Consider the following 17,481-nt stretch of genomic DNA (forward strand, 5'->3'; position numbering starts at 1 on the left):
CAATCTTGCATTCAAACTCTCGCTGATTTCTAATACGGACTGACGCGTCAGTCCGAGAGTGTGGGTCATGTCCTCCGATTCTATTGCATCTTCTGCCAAACGTGGCCGTATGCCTGCGGCAGAGCGTTGTGAGCAAATTCTGGCGGCGGCCATCAAGGTATTCTCCGAGCAGGGTTTCCGTTGCACTGAAGTACAGCAGATCGCGGACCTGGCAAAAGTAGGCAAGGGAACGGTGTATCGTTTCTACCCCACCAAGGACGAATTGTTTCGAGCCGCAGTCGAGGATGTCATGCAACGCTTGACAGCCCAGGTGGATGACGCGGTTCGCACAGTCAATGATCCGTTGGAGCATCTGCGTGAGGGCTTCAAGGCCTACATGGCTTTTTTCCAGTCTCACCCCGAAGCTATAGAGCTTTTCGTGCACGAATCCGCAGAATTCAGAAGAGTGGGCCAGCCACGTTATTTCGCCTATTCGGATATGCGCCGCCAGGCCTGGATCGATGTTTATCAGCAGCTCATCGACAGTGGCCGTTGCCGTGTAACCGATCCGCAGCAAATGCTTGATGTGATTGGCAACCTGGCCTATGGGAGCGTGCTGGTCAACCGCATTTCGGGACGTAACGAATCCCTTGTCGCTATCGCGGATCAGTTGCTCGACATGGTTCTTCACGGGGTCTTGAAACCCGTTGATGCCCATCAATAACAAACGCACATACCTCTTCACCTTCTATTGAGCGATATCGATTTATGCAAAGCGCTACCTCGGTACCTGTACCGTCTTCACCCGGTCCCCTGATCCGCTATCTGGCGGTGTTCGGATTGCTTGGTTTGCTTGCCGGCTGTGGCAGCGAGTCTGCCGATCAGCCCCGCGAGCGGCCTCCGGCTCTGGTCACAGTGGAGGAAGTCGAGCGGACGAATGTCGAGTTGATGCGTGAGTATCCAGCGCGGGTACGCGGGGCACGTGAAGTGGAAGTGCGTGCGCGTATCCCGGGGGTTCTGCAGGAGCGTGTCTATCGTGAAGGTGCCCAGGTCGAAGAAGGGGATCTGCTGTTCATCATTTACCCTGAGCCTCTGCAGATTGTCGCAGAGCAGGCGAAGGCGTCACGGGCCAACGCACAGGCTGAGATGCGTCAGGCCGAGCGCGAGTGGGACCGTGCCCAGCAGTTGTTCGAGCGCGGCGCCATAAGCGCCAGTGAGCGGGATCGGCTCAACTCGCAACTGGATTTTGCCCGTGCTGGCCTGGCGGAGGCCGAGGCGCGCCTGGATGAGGCAAAGCTCAACCTCTCCTACACCCAGGTGCGCGCCCCGATGGCTGGAAGCACCAGCCTTGAAGTGCTGCCTGAGGGCAGCGTACTGGCAGTTGGTGCCTTGCTGACGACCATCACCCGCCAGGACATTGTCCACGTTCTATTCGCATTGCCGGAGAAGGACGCGGCTGTCCAGCGGGCGTCGCAGCTCGAAGAGGAAAGTCAGAGCGCCACAGTGCGCCTGGAACTGGCCGATGGGTCTGAATACAGCCTGCCGGGCAACATCGATTTCACCTCCAGCAACATCGATAGTGCCACCGGCACCATTACCCTGCGTGCGGTTTTTGACAATCCCGACCGCCAACTGATTCCTGGTCAGTTCGTGCGCGTGCGTCTTGTGCTACAGCGGTATGAGAACCAGATAACAGTGCCCACCCAGGCAGTAGGCGCTGATGCTCAAGGCCCACAGGTATATGTGGTGAAGGACAACGCCACCGTGGAAAAACGTGCGGTGGAGCTTGGGGCTATCATCGATGATCGTCAGATCATCTCTGAGGGGCTCCAGCCCGGTGAACGTGTTGTGGTGAACGGTCAGGTGGGTCTGATGCCCGGCATGGCCGTGAAGATGAGCAATGCCGCTGCAGATTCCGATGACGCCGCTACAGCTGGGGGAGAGTAGCTCCTATGCTGCAGTTCTTTATTGATAGGCCCATCTTTTCCACCGTTCTGTCTATCCTGATCCTGATAGCTGGTGGTGCTTCTCTCTCCCAGTTGCCTGTAGAACAGTATCCAGAGGTAGTGCCGCCGCAGATCGTCGTGCAGGCCAGCTATCCCGGAGCCAGCGCCAGCGTCATTGCCGAAACCGTTTCGGCGCCGCTTGAGCAGGCGATCAATGGTGTCGACAACATGCTGTACATGGAGTCCTACAGTGCAGACTCCGGGGCAATGCAGTTGACCGTCCACTTCAAGATCGGTACCGATCCGGACCAGGCTACCATTGATATCAACAACCGGGTGCAGCGTGCTACCGCGCGCCTGCCTCAGGAAGTGCGTAATCTGGGTGTGCAGGTCCAGGCACGCTCGACGTCGATTCTGCAGGTCATTACCCTGTCATCCGAACAGGAGCAGATGGGTACCCTGGAAATCAGCAACTATGCGCTGCTCAACGTACTTGATGAGCTGGTGCGCCTGCCCGGAGTAGGTAATGCCGCGCTATTTGGTGCTCAGGATTACTCCATGCGCATATGGCTGCGGCCAGACAAGCTGGCAGAATATGACCTGACGCCGAGCGACGTCGCCGCCGCGCTGCGCGAGCAGAACGCCCAGTTCGCCGCCGGCAGAATAGGTGCGGAGCCCTCGCCGCCAGGTCAGAGCTTCACCTATAGCGTCAGCACTCCAGGGCGGATGACTACCCCGGAAGCTTTCGAGCAGATTATTCTGCGCAGTGATGTCGAGGGGCGCACCCTGCGTCTGGGGGATGTGGCCCGTGCCGAGCTGGGCGCGCAAAGCTATGATTTCAGCGCAACCTTCAATGCCAAGAACGCCGTGCCACTGGGCATTTACCTGCAGCCGGGCGCCAACGCCCTGGAAACCGCGGAAAATGTCCGGCAGGCGATGGAGCGAATCTCTGCTGATTTTCCCGGGGATCTGCGCTTCGATATCCCCTATGACACCACTATCTTTATTGATGTGTCGATTCGCGAGGTGATCATTACCCTGGTCCAGGCACTGGCATTGGTACTTCTAGTCACCTTTCTGTTTCTCCAGCATCTCAAGGCCACGCTGATTCCGCTGGTGGCCATACCCGTATCGCTGATCGGAACCTTCGCTGGTATGCAGCTGTTCGGTTTCTCGGTCAATCTGCTGACGCTGTTCGGATTGATCCTCGCGATCGGGGTGGTGGTCGACAATGCGATTATCGTGATGGAAAACGCCGAGCGCCTGATCAAGGAAGAAGGGCTCTCCAGTTACGAGGCGGCCAGCAAGACCATGCAGCAGGTCTCCGGCGCCGTTGTAGGTTCGACCCTGGTGCTGGTCGCAGTATTTGCTCCGGTGGCCTTTCTGGGTGGCTTGAGCGGTGAGCTATATCGCCAGTTCGCAGTCACCATTGCAGTCTCGGTAGCGCTGTCCGGTGTGGTTGCCCTGACGTTGACCCCGGCCATGTGTGCGATTTTGCTTGACCGAGCCCAGACAGAGCCATCGCGCGGCTTCGCCTGGTTCAACGACGGCTTCGACCGGCTTACCGATGGTTTTGCAGCGGTGGTTGGCTGGATGCTGGTGCATGCGAAGATCACACTGGTGCTTTTTGCGCTGCTGATCGGCTCGACGCTGTTTCTTCTCGACCGGATGTCCAGCGGCCTGGTACCCCAGGAAGATCAGGGCTTCTTGCTAGCGGTCTACCAGTTACCGCCGGTATCGGCCCTGGGTCGGACCGAGGTGGTACGCGAGGAGGTCAGCGAAAAGATTGTCGCGATGGAAGAGATCAAGGGCGTCACCAGCTTTGCCGGTTTCGATATTCTCAACCGCGGCTTGCGGACCAATACCGGCGTATCCTTTGTGACGCTGATCGACTGGGATGAACGCCCCGGCCAGGAGCATAGCGCACAGGCGGTAGCCAACCGCATCGCCGGGCTGGGCGCCGAACTGCAGGAAGCCAATGTGTTTGCCTTCGTGCCGCCGCCTATCATGGGCCTGTCCCTGACCGGTGGTGTGGAAGGCTACCTGCAGATACTCGGCGATAGCGATCCGCTGGTCCTCAAGGCCGAGGCTGATCGCCTTGTGGCTGCAGCCAATGAGCGTCCGGAACTGACCAACGTTCGCGCTGCGGTCGATGTCGGCATACCGCGCTATGATGCCACCGTGGACTGGGACAAGGCCAAGTCCATGGGTATCGCCATTGATGATATTTTCATCACCATGCGCAGTACCTTCGGCGCGCTGTATGTAAACGACTTTTCCCTCGAAGGCCGTAACTGGCAGGTGAACATGCAGGCTGAGGGCGAGTTCCGCAGTGATCCCGAGGATCTCGGCAAGGTCTTTGTGCGTGCTGGCAGCGGTGAACTGGTTCCACTCGATTCGGTGGTGAACCTGCGGCGAACCCAGGGCATAGACAGTGTCAGCCGTTTCAACCTGTACCCGGCCACCAAGGTTAGCGCCGACCCTGCGCCAGGCTACAATACTGCCGATGCACTGGCGGCCATGCAGGCAGTTGCCGCTGATACCCTTGGCCCACAGGCGCAGCTGGGCTGGGTAGGCGAGGCCTACCAGTTGGTGGACTCGGCTTCATCCGGGGCCATTGCCTTTGCCCTTGGCATCTTGATGGTGTTTTTGATCCTGGCTGCCCAGTACGAGCGTTGGAGTCTGCCTTTGGCGGTCGCCACGGCGATCCCCTTCGGGGTGTTTGGCGCCGTGGTGACTTCCATGTTGCGCGGCTTCCCCAACGATATCTATTTTCAGGTCGGTCTGTTGGTACTCATAGGTCTGGCGGCCAAGAACGCGATCCTGATCGTCGAGTTTGCCGCACAGAACCGCAAGGAGGGTATGTCGCCCTTCGATTCGGCACTGACAGCGGCCCGCCAGCGTTTTCGGGCGATCATGATGACTGCGCTGACATTCATCATCGGCAGCTTGCCGTTGGCAGTGAGTACTGGTGCCGGTGCGGTGAGCCGCCAGGAAATTGGTACCGTAGTAGTTGGCGGCATGCTTGCCGCCAGTACCCTGGCACTGATTTTCGTTCCAGTGTTCTACATGCTGCTGGAGCAGCGCGGCTTCAAGCGTCGGGAATGACCGCCAGCAGGAAGCTGTATTCCTCCGCCAGTTCGCGCATGGCCTGGTAACGCCCGCTGGCGCCACCATGGCCTGCGCTCATCTGGGTGCGCAGGAGCAAAGGGTTGTTGTCAGTCTTGCTGTGACGCAGTTTGGCAACCCATTTGGCTGCCTCCCAGTACTGTACGCGCATGTCGTGGTAGCCGGCAGTGACGAACAGGGCAGGGTAATCCTGCCTCTTGACCTGCTCATAGGGTGCGTAGCTCTCGACCCGTGCTGCCACCAGCGGATCGCGCATATCACCCCATTCCTCGTATTCGCCCACGGTTAGCGGAAGCTCCGGATTACTCATGGTGTTGAATACGTCAACGAAGGGGACGTCGGCGACTGCTGCGGCAAACAGCCCAGGGCGTTGGTTGATCACGTTGCCGATCAGCAGTCCGCCCGCACTACCGCCAGCGATGACCAGTTGGCGTTTGCTGGTAAAGCCGGCAGCGATCAGTTGCTCTGCGCAGGCGATAAAGTCACTGAAGGTATTTTCCTTGTGCTCCAGCTTACCCGCCTGGTACCAGCCTTCACCCAGGTCTGCGCCACCGCGCACATGGGCAATCGCGAACTGCCAGCCACGCTGTAGTAACGACAGCCGCGCATGGGAAAACCATGGATCCATACTTGCGCCGTAGGAGCCGTAGCCATAGAGGTAAAGCGGAGCAGGTCCCGCCTTGGCGTTGCGCAATCTGACCAGGCTGATCGGAACGCGAGTGCCATCGGCGCTGACCGCCCATTCGCGAATGACTTCATAATCCTGGGCATCAAACTCACCCTCGACAGGTACCTGCTTGAGCACCTTTTGTGCACCGGTTGCAAGGTGCAGCGCCAGGATCTGTGCAGGTCGATTCAGGGATTCGTAGCGTAGCCGGACCTGATCGCTCTTGTACTCCTCGCCACCCTGTACGTGGAGGCTATAGACCGCATCGGGCATGTTGACTACGTAGTGGGGCGCTTCAGCGGGGCGCACCTCCAGAGTGACCAGGCCCTGATCACGATAGTGCAACAGCAGCCCCGCGGACTGCACGCTGAAGTCCTCCAGGGTGCGGTCTGGATCGGTCGCTACCAGGCGCTGCCATTTGTCCTGGGCCGGATGCCGCGGATCTGCGCAGTACAGACAGAAGTTCTCACCCTCGGCATTACTACGGATCAGTAGGCCGTCGGGGCCATGGTCCACGTGATATTCATGCCCATCAACACGGGGCGCCATGAGTCTCCACGTACCCTCGGGCTGGTCAGCCGGCAGAACCTGTATTTCACTGGTGTTCTTGCTCGAGCTCGCGAGCATTAGCCATTGTTCGCTGCTGCTGCGATAAACGTGCAGATAGAATCGCTGATCGGTCTCATGAAACAGATGTACCGGCGCCTGCTCTGGATGCAAGCGCCAGAGGTGCGCGGGGCGGGAGGTTTCATCCATGCTGATAGCGAACAGGAAGCTGCTGTCCGCAGCCCAGATCAGACTGCCATCAGCCTGATCGAGCGGCAGTTCGGTAGTTTCGCCGCTATGGATATGCTTCAGATACAGACTGTAGGTTTCGTCGCCCTGGCGATCCAGACTGTAGGCCAGCCATTGATGGTCTGGACTGATCGAGTAGTCGCCCAGTTGCAGAAAGCCATCGCCAGCGAGCCCGTTCAGATCCAGCAGCAAGCTCTCACTTTCGCTATCAATCTCCAGGCTGTTATCAGCCGGCCGCTGGCAACGATAGAAGCGGGGATACTCCGCGTCTTTTTCAGTGCGCTGATAGTAAAGCCATGCGCCCCATATGCCGGGCAGTGACATGTCCGTCTCGCGGATACGGCCGCGTATTTCATTGAACAGAATATCGCGCTGATCATCATGTTCACGCAACCAGTCTTCGGTGAGCTGATTCTCACTTTCAAGATATGCCAGAACATCCGGACTGTCGCGCTCCTCTAGCCAGGCATAAGGATCGGCTGTGGTGTCGCGGCGCGCTGGAATTGGCATCTGGTTGGGACTCCCTGGATAAAAAAGCTATTATAGCCGCACACTCCATCAAGCGACGGTGACTTGCCCGATGTTCAATGAATCAGAGTACGAGACAGTTTGGTTGGTCTACCTGGCGGCAGCCGCATGTGGCTGGCTGGTCTGGTGGAAAATGACCAGCTGGATTGCCTGGTGGTTCGTGCGCGAGCCACTGTGGGTGGCGATGGCAGTGCTGTTGTTCACTCCAGTCAAGGTGGATCCGATGGGATCAGCACAAGCGCCGGGCATTATAATCCTGCTGCTCGATGGCATACTTGATACCGGTGATAACGAGGCGCGAATGCTGGGTGACATCAGCCTGGTGATGGGCGTTGCGCTGGCGGTTTACATCGTTTTCGCGTTGTTGCGTGCGGCCTGGATCCGTTGGCGCCCGGTTGAAACCCGTTACGCTCGGGGTCAGCACTGAATTTGTCTGTATCCCTGCCTGCATATCGCATGGCGCCGCTGTGTAAATCAGCGGCGCCGGGCTAGAGCTCACTCTTCAGTTTTCTGCTCGTACAGCGTTCTGGCCAGTCGCATGATCTGCTCTTGAAACTCGCTGCGCTGCAGATCGGTCATCGGACAGATACCAATCTGTTCAAACAGGCGATAGCCCCTTACCGAGAAAAACAGAATACTTGCCTGAGCCAGACCTAGCGGAGACTCGGCGAGTATATGGAACAGCCCCTGTACATCGTCAGAGGTGGTCTGGAGCAATTCCGGATTACTGGCGGCTGCAGCAAGGATCGCCGAATCCAGGTTCTTTTCCTCATTTGACTCGCTCAGATTGCTCAGCAGCAGCGATTTGAGCTCGCGCATGGGCTCGTCTGGCAGAACGCTCTCATAGGCTCTCCAGCGAACCCGGAAACGCTCCAGGCGGTGCTCGATCATGGCAGCCAGCAGGGCTTCACGGTCTGGAAACAGCGTCTCCAGATCGGCCTGATCGATGCCGGTGCGCTCGCTGAGGCTGGAAAAGGTCAACTGAGACGCGCCGCGCTCACTGACGATGGCTTCGGCGGCGCGGAAGATGGTCAGCTTGCGGTTATCTTCGATTTTTTTTGACTCGGTGCTTTCCACTGCGGGAACCCCCTCTTAGACGTCCTGGTGGCGGGTTGCGAAAAGGCAACACGGGTAAAAGCAACGTCGGGTGATCCCCAAACGGCCTTCCTGATGGGCAATAGGGTACGACTTAAGGTCTTTTCAGGCGAGTTTTTTTTGCTGTAGAAGAGAAGGAGGGTAGCCAAATTTCAGGCAATAAAAAACCCGGCCGGAGCCGGGTTTTTCAGTCAAGCTTCGGAATTAACCGATAACCTGAATGTTTGCTGCTTGCTTGCCTTTAGGACCAGTAGTGATGTCGAAAGACACCTTCTGGTTCTCGGCGAGGGATTTGAAGCCCTGAACCTTGATTTCGGAGAAGTGGGCGAACAAATCATCACCACCGCCGTCTGGAGTAATGAAGCCAAAGCCTTTAGTGTCGTTGAACCACTTAACTGTACCAGTTGCCATTTCGGATAATTCCTATCAAATTAAAAAAACTTGAGCATTGCTCAATTAAAGCGCGGGGAATCAAAGATTACGAGAATGACAAACTTACGTACTGAAAAGTGCGCTTGCAGCCTACTACTCTATCTTGAAAACCTACGCGCTCACTTTGCACCTTAGTGCTGGCCTTGTCAAGCTGGGCTTTCGCCTGGCTCGTTCAGTGCCTGCCGGTACAAAATGAACGAAACTCAGTATACGACAGATTGAAGAAATAACACCCTTTAAGCGAAATTTATTTGTAATTGGGCTGCCACTCGTCGGAATCCATCCTTCAGGTACGGCGGTAGGGGAATACGTCCAGTACCTGTCCATCCTTGATGCGGTCCTGCAAGCCCTTCCAGAAGTCAGCGTCAAAGAGGTCGCCATGTATCTTGGTAAAGGCCCTGCGATGCTTGATATCAGCAAACAGGAAAACGGGGAACTCCTCCGGGAATACATCATTGGGTCCCACCGAGTACCAGGGCTCGGATGCCATTTCCTGCTCGGGGTACACGGCTTCGGGTATGTGCCGGAAGTTGACTTCGGTCAGGTAGCTGATTTCATCGTAGTCGTAGAACACCACGCGACCGTGGCGGGTAACACCAAAGTTCTTCAGCAGCATGTCGCCCGGGAAGATATTGGCAGCAGCCAGTTCCTTGATGGCTTTGCCATAATCCAGCAGTGCCTCGTGGGTCTGGGTTTCGGTGGCGTTTTCAAGATAGATATTCAATGGCGTCATGCGGCGCTCTGTCCAGCAATGACGAACCAGGATCACATCTCCCTCATCTATGACCGTGGACGCCGCCACCTCCAGCAGTTCAGCCAGACACTCCGGCTCGAAGCGCTCGCGGGGGAAGCGGAAGTCAGCAAACTCTTGGGTGTCAGCCAGGCGTCCTACCCGGTCGTGACGTTTGACCAGACGATAACGATCGATGACGGTCGCCCGATCAATATTCTTGGAAGGGGCGAACTTGTCCTTGATGATCTTGAACACGGTATTGAAGCCGGGAAGGGTGAACACGCTCATCACCATGCCGCGCACGCCTGGGGCCATCATGAAACGATCTTCGCTGGTAGCCAGGTGTGAGATAAGGGCGCGATAGAATTCCGACTTGCCCTGTTTGTAGAAGCCGATTGCCGTGTAAAGCTCGGCCATATGCTTGCCCGGCAGCAGTCGCTTGAGAAATGCCACAAGTTCTGCTGGTACTGGCGCCTCAACCATGAAGTAGGAACGGGTAAACGAGAAGATGATCGATACCTGGGATTCGTCGGTGATCAGGGTATCAACACTGATGCCTTCGTTATCCTGATGAATCAGTGGTAGCACGAACGGCCACTGTTCGTTCTGGCTGAGCACGCGGCCCACCAGGTAGGCCCCTTTGTTGCGGTAGAACACCGACTGCACCAACTCTATCGTCAGACCACGATCATTTTGTGCCCAGTCCGGCAGGCCCTTTTGCAACTGCTCTACAATCATCTTGCAGTCAGCGGCATAGTCGACCCAGGGTGTACTGAACTTGTGCTCATCCAGTACCTGGTGCACAAGATTGTCCAGGGAGCCGTCCGAAATGAAACCCCGCGTCAGCGGAATACGCGACGGCGGGCGTCCCGGAGGACGCGTGGTATGCACGAACATGGTCTCATCACTGATCTGATCATGGTGATGCAGGCTGGTGAAAATTGAATTGAACCAAGTCTCCGCCAGCTCGTCATCAAAACGTTGGGCAATGAGTTCTATATAGGCCAGCCGGATCCGGGGCCAGACGGACACATCCAATATATTGCTGGCGGCCTGATTGTGTTCGAGTGCAGCAGAAGTGGCGGCAACGCATTCCTCATACAGGTTGATGCGCGCGGTAGAAGCTTCCTGGATTTCGGTCCAGCGTGCCTCCTCGAAACGACGCCGGGCACCGGCCGTGATCTCGCGAAAGCCTTGGCGGTAACTGTCGAATCCGTCGAGAATGTGTTGAGCGAGGGTAGCAGGGCTGAAAGGCATGGCGTGATCGAACCTGAGTAGGAGAATGCCATCAGGATAGCCAGTCTGGCATCCTGGCGAAAGAGTGAGATGCGGATAGTCAGCCAGTATTAATAGCGGAACAAAAGGATCTGTTGATGAGAAAGAAATACGGCATAACCTTTGGCGTGGTAGCGACGATCATTATTCTCCTGGTGATCCTGCACCTGTCATTGGCCCACCTGGTTCGCTATCTGTTGAATGACAATATGGCACAGATGGGCGACTACACCGGGAGTGTCGAGGAAGTAGAGCTTTTCTGGTGGCAAGGCGCCTATGAATTGCACAACCTGCGTATCGAGAAGATCGAAGGAAACGTGCAGGCACCGCTGCTCCAGGCCCCCTTGATTGATATAGCGATCAGCTGGAAAACCTTGTGGGAACAACGTGCGTTGGTGGCGGTGGTTCGCTTCACCGAGCCGGAACTGACCTTCGTAGACGCCCAGAACGAGCAGGACAAGCAGGTCGGGGAGGGCGTTGACTGGCGAGAAACCCTGCAGGACCAGTTGCCGATCACGATGAATGAGTTGCAGATAGTTGATGGTGTTCTGGCTTTGCGGAATTTCAGTACAGAACCGCAGGTGAATCTCTATGCCAATAATGTGGATCTGACTATTTATAATTTGAGCACAGCTGAAGACCTTGAAGGGACTCGTGATGCGTCAATGGAGGGGACAGGCACGTTTCTTGGGCATGCACCGATGGAAGCAGAGGCTGCATTCGATCCATTGGTACGCATGGAGGACTTCGCGTTCAGACTGCGGCTCACCGAGGTAGAGCTGCCGCGGCTCAACGACTTTGCTTCAGCCTACGGCAATTTTGATTTCCAGGCAGGTAGTGGTGAGCTGGTAATCGAAGCCTCGGTTGAGGGTGGTGAACTTGAAGGCTATATCAAACCGCTAATGCGTGATGTGGAGATCTTCGACTTCGAGCAGGATATCCAGAATCAGGACAAGGGAATTCTGCGGGGTATATGGGAGGCACTGGTCGGAGGCGGGGAATCCATTCTGAAGAATCAGCGCAAAGATCAGTTGGCCACCCGTGTCACCCTCGGCGGTACCCTGAACGATACCGAGGTCAGTCCCCTCCAGGCTTTTTTAGGCATTCTACGAAACGGTTTTATCGAAGCCTTCAGCTCCGGCTTCGATAGCCGAGAGCCGCAGGATGGCTAAGTCGGATGGACGGGCAAAGGCATATCATTCAGTGACTGAATACTACGCATCGGTTCACACTGCGCCCGCGCTCACGTTATAGTCGTCAGTCAACTTTGGTGGTATTGCATGTCCCAGGCGATACCACGCCCTGACTTACCTTGAGGATAGCCGGAATGAAATTCGAAGGTACCCCTTCCTACGTAGCCACAGACGATCTGAAACTGGCGGTCAACGCCGCCATCACGCTGGAGCGGCCCCTGCTGGTCAAGGGTGAGCCCGGTACGGGCAAGACCATGCTGGCCGAACAGTTGGCCGAGTCGATGGGCATGAAACTGATCACCTGGCACGTCAAATCGACTACCAAGGCGCATCAGGGCCTGTATGAATACGACGCGGTGAGCCGTCTGCGTGACTCCCAGTTGGGTGTCGACAAGGTGCATGACGTTGCCAATTATATAAAGAAGGGCAAGCTCTGGGAGGCATTCGAGTCTGAGGAGCGCTCCATTCTGCTGATCGACGAGATCGACAAGGCCGACATCGAATTCCCCAACGACCTGTTGCAGGAACTCGACAAGATGGAGTTCTATGTCTACGAGACCAATCAGACTATCAAGGCCAAGCAGCGTCCGATCATCATTATTACCTCGAACAATGAGAAAGAGCTGCCTGACGCCTTCCTGCGCCGCTGTTTCTTTCACTATATTGCCTTCCCCGATCGCACCACCATGCAGCGTATCGTTGATGTGCACTTCCCCGATATCCGCAAAGAACTGGTTGCCGAAGCCATGGACATCTTCTTCGACGTGCGCAAGGTGCCCGGCCTGAAGAAGAAGCCCTCCACCTCGGAGCTGGTGGATTGGCTCAAGTTGCTGTTGGCGGACCAGATTCCCGAGGCAGTGCTGCGTGACCGTGATCCGACCAAGGCCATTCCGCCGCTCTATGGCGCCCTGGTCAAGAACGAGCAGGACGTGCAGCTGCTCGAACGCCTGGCATTCATGACACGTCGTCAGAACCGCTGAGAAGTCAGATCCGCTAAGAAGGGGGAAGCCCATGCTCTTGGGCCTGTTCAATGAAATGCGGGCAGCAAAGGTACCGGTATCGGTACGCGAGCTGCTCGATCTGATTCGTGCGCTCAAGCACCATGTCGTATTTGCCGATATGGACGAGTTCTACTATCTCGCGCGTACCGTGATGGTCAAGGATGAACGCCACTTCGACAAGTTCGACCGGGCCTTCGGCGCGTACTTCAATGGTCTGCAAAATCTCGATCAACTTCTCGAGGCACTGATCCCCGAGGATTGGCTGCGCAAGGAATTCGAGAAAATGCTGACCGACGAGGAACGCGAGAAGATCAAGTCCCTGGGCGGTCTGGACAAGTTGATCGAGGAGTTCAAGAAACGCCTTGATGAACAGAAGGAGCGTCATGCCGGCGGCAATAAATGGATTGGCACGGGCGGTACCAGTCCTTTCGGTTCTGGCGGCTACAATCCCGAAGGCATACGCGTTGGCGATGCCGGAAAAAGGCAGGGCAAGGCAGCAAAAGTCTGGGATCAGCGCGAATACAAGAACCTGGACGATCAGGTCGAACTGGGTACGCGCAATATCAAGGTAGCCCTGCGGCGCCTACGCAAGTTCGCTCGTCAGGGCTCGCCGGACGAACTGGATATTGATGGCACTATCGACCACACCGCTCGGGATGCTGGCCTGCTGAACATCCAGATGCGTCCGGAGAAGCGCAACGCCGTCAAGCTGCTGCTGTTATTCGATATCGGTGGCTCCATGGATGCGCACATCAAGGTCTGCGAAGAGCTGTTTTCCGCCTGCAGAACCGAGTTCAAGCACCTTGAGTACTTCTACTTCCACAACTGCCCCTACGAGTCGGTCTGGAAAAACAATCTGCGCCGGACCAACGAGCGAACCGCCACGATGGATCTGCTGCACAAGTACGGCCCGGACTACAAGGTGATATTTGTCGGTGACGCAGCCATGGCGCCCTACGAAATTACCCAGCCGGGTGGTAGCGTGGAGCACTGGAACGAGGAAGCCGGCCACGTCTGGATTCAGCGGTTCATGGAGAAATACAAGAAGATGATCTGGATTAATCCGTACCCCAGGGATACCTGGGACTACACCACCTCGACACGCATCGTTCGCGACCTGATCGAGGATCGGATGTATCCCTTGACGCTGGAAGGGTTGGAAGAGGGGATGAAGTTTCTCAGCAAATAAGCGGCAAGTCCCTAGCTGCAGGCGGTCAGGTGGAAACTGAGGTTTTTGTGATTGAGCGTTGAATTGCGCTTGACCGATCTAACCCCGGGCTCATCCTGACAACGCTTGCAGCTTGCAGCTTGCAGCTTGCAGCTCTTAGCCGATTGTCACCTCCGGCAGCGTCGGCCGTTCGATACTGACCTTCTCCGTCGGCGCCATTACTGTCGCTACGCCATCCACCACCTGCTTGTTGTCCTGATTGAATACCCGTGTGGCAATCTTCACGCGGTTCTTCGGTAGTTTCTCGAGTATCTCCAGCTCCACCCGAATCTCGTCGCCCAGGCGTACCGGGCGCATGAAGCTCATTTCCTGTCCGATGTAGATGGTGCCCGGCCCCGGCATTTCGCAGGCGACCGCGGCGGAGATCAGGGCGCCGGAAAACATGCCATGGGCAATGCGGCCCTTGAATGGCGTCGCTGCGGCAAAGGCTTCGTCCAGATGCACCGGATTGGTATCACCCGATACCGCAGCAAACAGGGTGAGGTCTCGCTCGGTGACCAGATGGGTAATCGAAGCGGTGTCGCCCAGGTTCAATTCATCGTAAGTGCGGTTTTCAAGCTGTGGCATCTGTAGGCTCCAAGGCGGGGAAGGAAGCGACCGGCATATGCTTTGCCAGCCAATCGAGCAGGTCACGTACTACCTGTTCACGGTTGATTTCATTGAATATTTCATGGCGCGCATCATCATACAACCGCAGACTTACAGCTGTCAGCCCTGCTTTGATAAGTCGCTGTTGCAACTTGGCCAGGCCTGTACCGACGCTTACCGGATCAGCACTGCCGCCGATGATATGAACAGGCAAGGCCGAAGGTATCCGGCCCAATTGTCTGGTATCGGCGATCTCTAGCAGGCCGCCGAACAGGTCCTGCCAAAGCCGGGCGGTGCAGTTGAAGCCACACAAAGGGTCGGCTATATAAGCATCAACTTGGACGGGATCGCGAGTGAGCCAGTCGAATTCGGTCCGATTGGGTCTGAAAGCATTATTGAACTGGCCAAAACTCAGTTTGCCGAGTGTCTCGGCGGGCTTGTTCCAGCCACGCAGTCGGCCTTCGATACCAGCTGCGATTTTGCCAATCCTGCTAAGCGCAGGGGGGTGGGCGTTACTGCCGCTGAGAATAACGCCGGCCAGTCCTGCTCCGTGGGTCATCATGTGCCCTTGCATGATATAGGAGCCCATGCTGTGGCCCAGAAGAAAGACGGGAAGGCCGTCCGCCAGGGCGAGTGCGTATTGGCGCAGGGCGTCGATGTCCGAGGTCACCTTGCGCCAACCATCAGAGTCAGCGAATTGTCCCGGTTGGTCAGTAATGCTCTGCCCGTGGCCGCGCTGATCCAGGGCAAGCACCGCATAGCCGGCGCCGTTCAGTTGCTTTGCCAGCCACTCATAACGGCCCGCATGCTCAGCCATGCCGTGGCTTATCAGTATCCAGGCGCGAGGCTCAGCGGTACCTGGTAACCACTTATAAACGAACAGCTTCTGCTGATCTGCAGCAGTCAACCAATCGGTCTGGACGTGCATTATTATTGTTCTCCTGATGCGTATACCAAATGAAACGCGGCAGCATTTTGTGTTTTCGTCCAATGCTGGTAATTTTGTGAGTTACGCATAGACGTGAGCCGACTGACAAGCCTGTATGTCAAGCAAGGGGAATCAGCGGAATAATTGTATCGGGATGAGCTCAGTTTTCATCCCGCCAGACCAACACGGGGAAAGAGGACAACAATAATGCAAGCATCGTTCTGGAATGACAAACGCCCGCCCGGCGTGCCTAACGAGATCGACTCTACACAGTACAGTTCCATCATTGATGTATTTGAGCGCTCCTGCAAACAGTTCGCGGATCGTCCTGCCTTTACCAACATGGATACCACCATCACCTACGGTGATCTCGATAGACTGTCCGCCGATTTTGCGGGCTACCTGCAGACCCAGACCGACCTGCAACCGGGTGACCGCATTGCCATCCAGATGCCTAACGTTCTCCAGTTTCCCGTTGCCGTTTTTGGTGCGATGCGAGCCGGACTTGTCGTGGTCAACACCAACCCGCTGTATACCGCGCGGGAAATGCGCCACCAATTCAAGGACTCCGGCGCCCGGGCACTCATCTACATGAACATGTTCGGCCACCTGGTTGAGGAAGTAGCACCCGACACTGATCTCAAATATCTCTTTGAGGCTCGCATGGGCGATATGCTGCCGGCAGCCAAGGGCTGGCTGGTCAACACAGTCGTTAAGAAAGTGAAGAAAATGGTGCCCTCGTTCAATCTGCCCCAGGCAGTGTCGTTCAAGGCGGCGCTAAAGGCAGGCAAGGGCAAGGCTCCCATGCCGGTTAACAAGACTCACGATGACGTCGCTGTATTGCAGTACACCGGCGGCACCACCGGCCCATCAAAGGGTGCGATGCTCACCCATGGCAACATCGTCTCTAACATGCTGCAGGTTTACGCCAACCTTCAGCAGCGTGATGAGAGCGGTGAAAAAATCATGGGTGACAGCAGCGAAATCATCATCTGCCCCCTGCCGCTGTACCATATCTTCGCTTTTACCGCGAACTGCATGTGCATGATGCTGGCCGGTTACCACAACGTTCTGATCACCAATCCACGCGATATTCCCGGCTTCGTCAAGGAGCTGAAAAAGTGGAAGTTCTCCTCGATGATGGGTCTTAACACCCTGTTCGTCGCGTTGATGGAGCATCCCGAATTTGATCAGATCGATTTCTCTCACCTCAAGGGCACCACCTCCGGCGGCACTGCTTTGGTCAAGGCTACTGCTGAGCGCTGGGAAAAGAAAACCCACAGTCGTATCGGCGAAGGCTATGGCCTGACCGAGTGCTCGCCGGTAGTGTGTTCCAGCCCCGGCGGCGGTCTGGCGCGCCTGGGTACCGTAGGTTTGCCGGTACCGAGCACCGCCCTGAAAGTGGTAGACGAGGAAGGTAACGAGCTGCCCATCGGCGAGCGCGGCGAGCTGTGCGTCAAGGGCCCTCAGGTCATGAAGGGCTACTGGCAGCGCGATGACGCCACCAAGGAAAGCTTCGATGCCGATGGTTGGCTGAAAACCGGCGACGTAGCCGTTATTGACGAGGACGGGTTCGTTGCTATTGTTGACCGGATCAAGGATCTGATTATCGTTTCGGGCTTCAACGTGTACCCCAACGAAATAGAGGATGTGGTTGCAGCTCACCCCAAGGTAGCCAACGCTGCTGCTATTGGTGTGCCTGACGAGAAGTCAGGCGAGGCCGTGAAGCTGTTTGTGGTGCCCAGCTCACCGGATCTGACTATCGAAGAGCTCAAGGCTTACTGCCGTGCCAATTTCACTGGCTACAAGGTTCCCAAGCACTTTGAAATTCGTGAATCTTTACCGATGACACCAGTGGGCAAGATCCTGCGCCGCGAATTGCGAGACGTCTGATTTACCCGCTTTAACTTCATCGTTGCCAGCCGTAATGGTTTGCGTATCACAAGAGCCGCCGGATAAAACCG

General features: G+C 56.5%; 14 protein-coding genes. 8 read left to right on the plus strand and 6 right to left on the minus strand.

The genetic code is table 11. The features are described 5' to 3' along the window. Positions 1–67: 67 nt before the first annotated feature. From FZF01_RS14730 to FZF01_RS14740, 3 genes are read left to right on the plus strand one after another with little or no spacing between them, the layout of a single operon-like run. Positions 68–703 carry a TetR/AcrR family transcriptional regulator gene (locus FZF01_RS14730; RefSeq protein WP_150278977.1) on the plus strand — a complete coding sequence of 212 codons (636 nt, stop codon included), beginning with the start codon at positions 68–70 and terminating at the stop codon, positions 701–703. 44 nt (positions 704–747) lie between these two features. After that, positions 748–1,926, plus strand: a complete 1,179-nt coding sequence (locus FZF01_RS14735; protein WP_150278978.1) for an efflux RND transporter periplasmic adaptor subunit — start codon at positions 748–750, stop codon at positions 1,924–1,926. Between the two features lie 5 nt (positions 1,927–1,931). Then, positions 1,932–5,033, plus strand: a complete 3,102-nt coding sequence (locus FZF01_RS14740; protein ID WP_150278979.1) for an efflux RND transporter permease subunit — start codon at positions 1,932–1,934, stop codon at positions 5,031–5,033. Here the strand turns inward: FZF01_RS14740 and FZF01_RS14745 are convergent. Continuing rightward, on the minus strand, positions 5,017–7,026 hold the full coding sequence (locus tag FZF01_RS14745) for a S9 family peptidase (RefSeq protein WP_150278980.1): 2,010 nt from the start codon (positions 7,024–7,026) through the stop codon (positions 5,017–5,019). The two genes, FZF01_RS14740 and FZF01_RS14745, sit on opposite strands and share 17 nt — an antisense overlap. A 70-nt stretch (positions 7,027–7,096) precedes the next feature. Here FZF01_RS14745 and FZF01_RS14750 point away from each other — a divergent pair, with 70 nt between their 5' ends. Next, the gene (locus tag FZF01_RS14750) at positions 7,097–7,471 is read left to right on the plus strand and encodes an MFS transporter (RefSeq protein WP_150278981.1); all 375 of its coding nucleotides are present in this window, start codon (positions 7,097–7,099) and stop codon (positions 7,469–7,471) included. A 68-nt stretch (positions 7,472–7,539) separates the two neighbouring features. Here the strand turns inward: FZF01_RS14750 and FZF01_RS14755 are convergent, their stop codons facing one another. From FZF01_RS14755 to aceK, 3 genes are all read right to left on the minus strand, one after another. Then, positions 7,540–8,121, minus strand: a complete 582-nt coding sequence (locus tag FZF01_RS14755) for a TetR/AcrR family transcriptional regulator (RefSeq protein ID WP_150278982.1) — start codon at positions 8,119–8,121, stop codon at positions 7,540–7,542. A gap of 222 nt (positions 8,122–8,343) precedes the next feature. Then, positions 8,344–8,550 (minus strand): cold-shock protein, encoded by a 207-nt coding sequence (locus tag FZF01_RS14760; RefSeq protein ID WP_028615072.1) that lies wholly within the window; start codon positions 8,548–8,550, stop codon positions 8,344–8,346. A gap of 307 nt (positions 8,551–8,857) precedes the next feature. Further along, a complete protein-coding gene (gene aceK / locus FZF01_RS14765) occupies positions 8,858–10,561 on the minus strand; it encodes a bifunctional isocitrate dehydrogenase kinase/phosphatase (protein ID WP_150278983.1) in 1,704 nt (567 codons plus the stop codon). 116 nt (positions 10,562–10,677) lie between these two features. Here aceK and FZF01_RS14770 point away from each other — a divergent pair, with 116 nt between their 5' ends. The 3 genes from FZF01_RS14770 to FZF01_RS14780 all read left to right on the plus strand — a co-directional run bounded on the left by FZF01_RS14770 (position 10,678) and on the right by FZF01_RS14780 (position 13,962). Continuing rightward, positions 10,678–11,751 carry a DUF748 domain-containing protein gene (locus FZF01_RS14770; RefSeq protein WP_150278984.1) on the plus strand — a complete coding sequence of 358 codons (1,074 nt, stop codon included), beginning with the start codon at positions 10,678–10,680 and terminating at the stop codon, positions 11,749–11,751. Positions 11,752–11,906: 155 nt separating this feature from the next. Next, entirely contained in the window at positions 11,907–12,752 is an 846-nt protein-coding gene (locus FZF01_RS14775; RefSeq protein ID WP_150278985.1) for an AAA family ATPase, read from the plus strand. A 31-nt stretch (positions 12,753–12,783) separates the two neighbouring features. After that, complete coding sequence (locus FZF01_RS14780; RefSeq protein WP_150278986.1) at positions 12,784–13,962, plus strand: vWA domain-containing protein; 1,179 nt, start codon at positions 12,784–12,786, stop codon at positions 13,960–13,962. Between the two features lie 135 nt (positions 13,963–14,097). Here FZF01_RS14780 and FZF01_RS14785 read toward each other — a convergent pair whose 3' ends face one another. Then, positions 14,098–14,568: a MaoC/PaaZ C-terminal domain-containing protein gene (locus tag FZF01_RS14785; protein WP_150278987.1), complete on the minus strand. Its 471-nt coding sequence runs from the start codon at positions 14,566–14,568 to the stop codon at positions 14,098–14,100. After that, positions 14,555–15,517: an alpha/beta hydrolase gene (locus FZF01_RS14790; protein ID WP_150278988.1), complete on the minus strand. Its 963-nt coding sequence runs from the start codon at positions 15,515–15,517 to the stop codon at positions 14,555–14,557. Before FZF01_RS14790 ends, FZF01_RS14785 begins: the two co-directional genes overlap by 14 nt. 207 nt (positions 15,518–15,724) lie before the next feature. Between FZF01_RS14790 and FZF01_RS14795 the strand changes: the two genes are divergently transcribed. Further along, a complete protein-coding gene (locus tag FZF01_RS14795; RefSeq protein ID WP_150278989.1) occupies positions 15,725–17,410 on the plus strand; it encodes a long-chain-fatty-acid--CoA ligase in 1,686 nt (561 codons plus the stop codon). The last annotated feature ends 71 nt before the right edge of the window (positions 17,411–17,481 follow it).

Source organism: Halopseudomonas salina, from assembly GCF_008641105.1.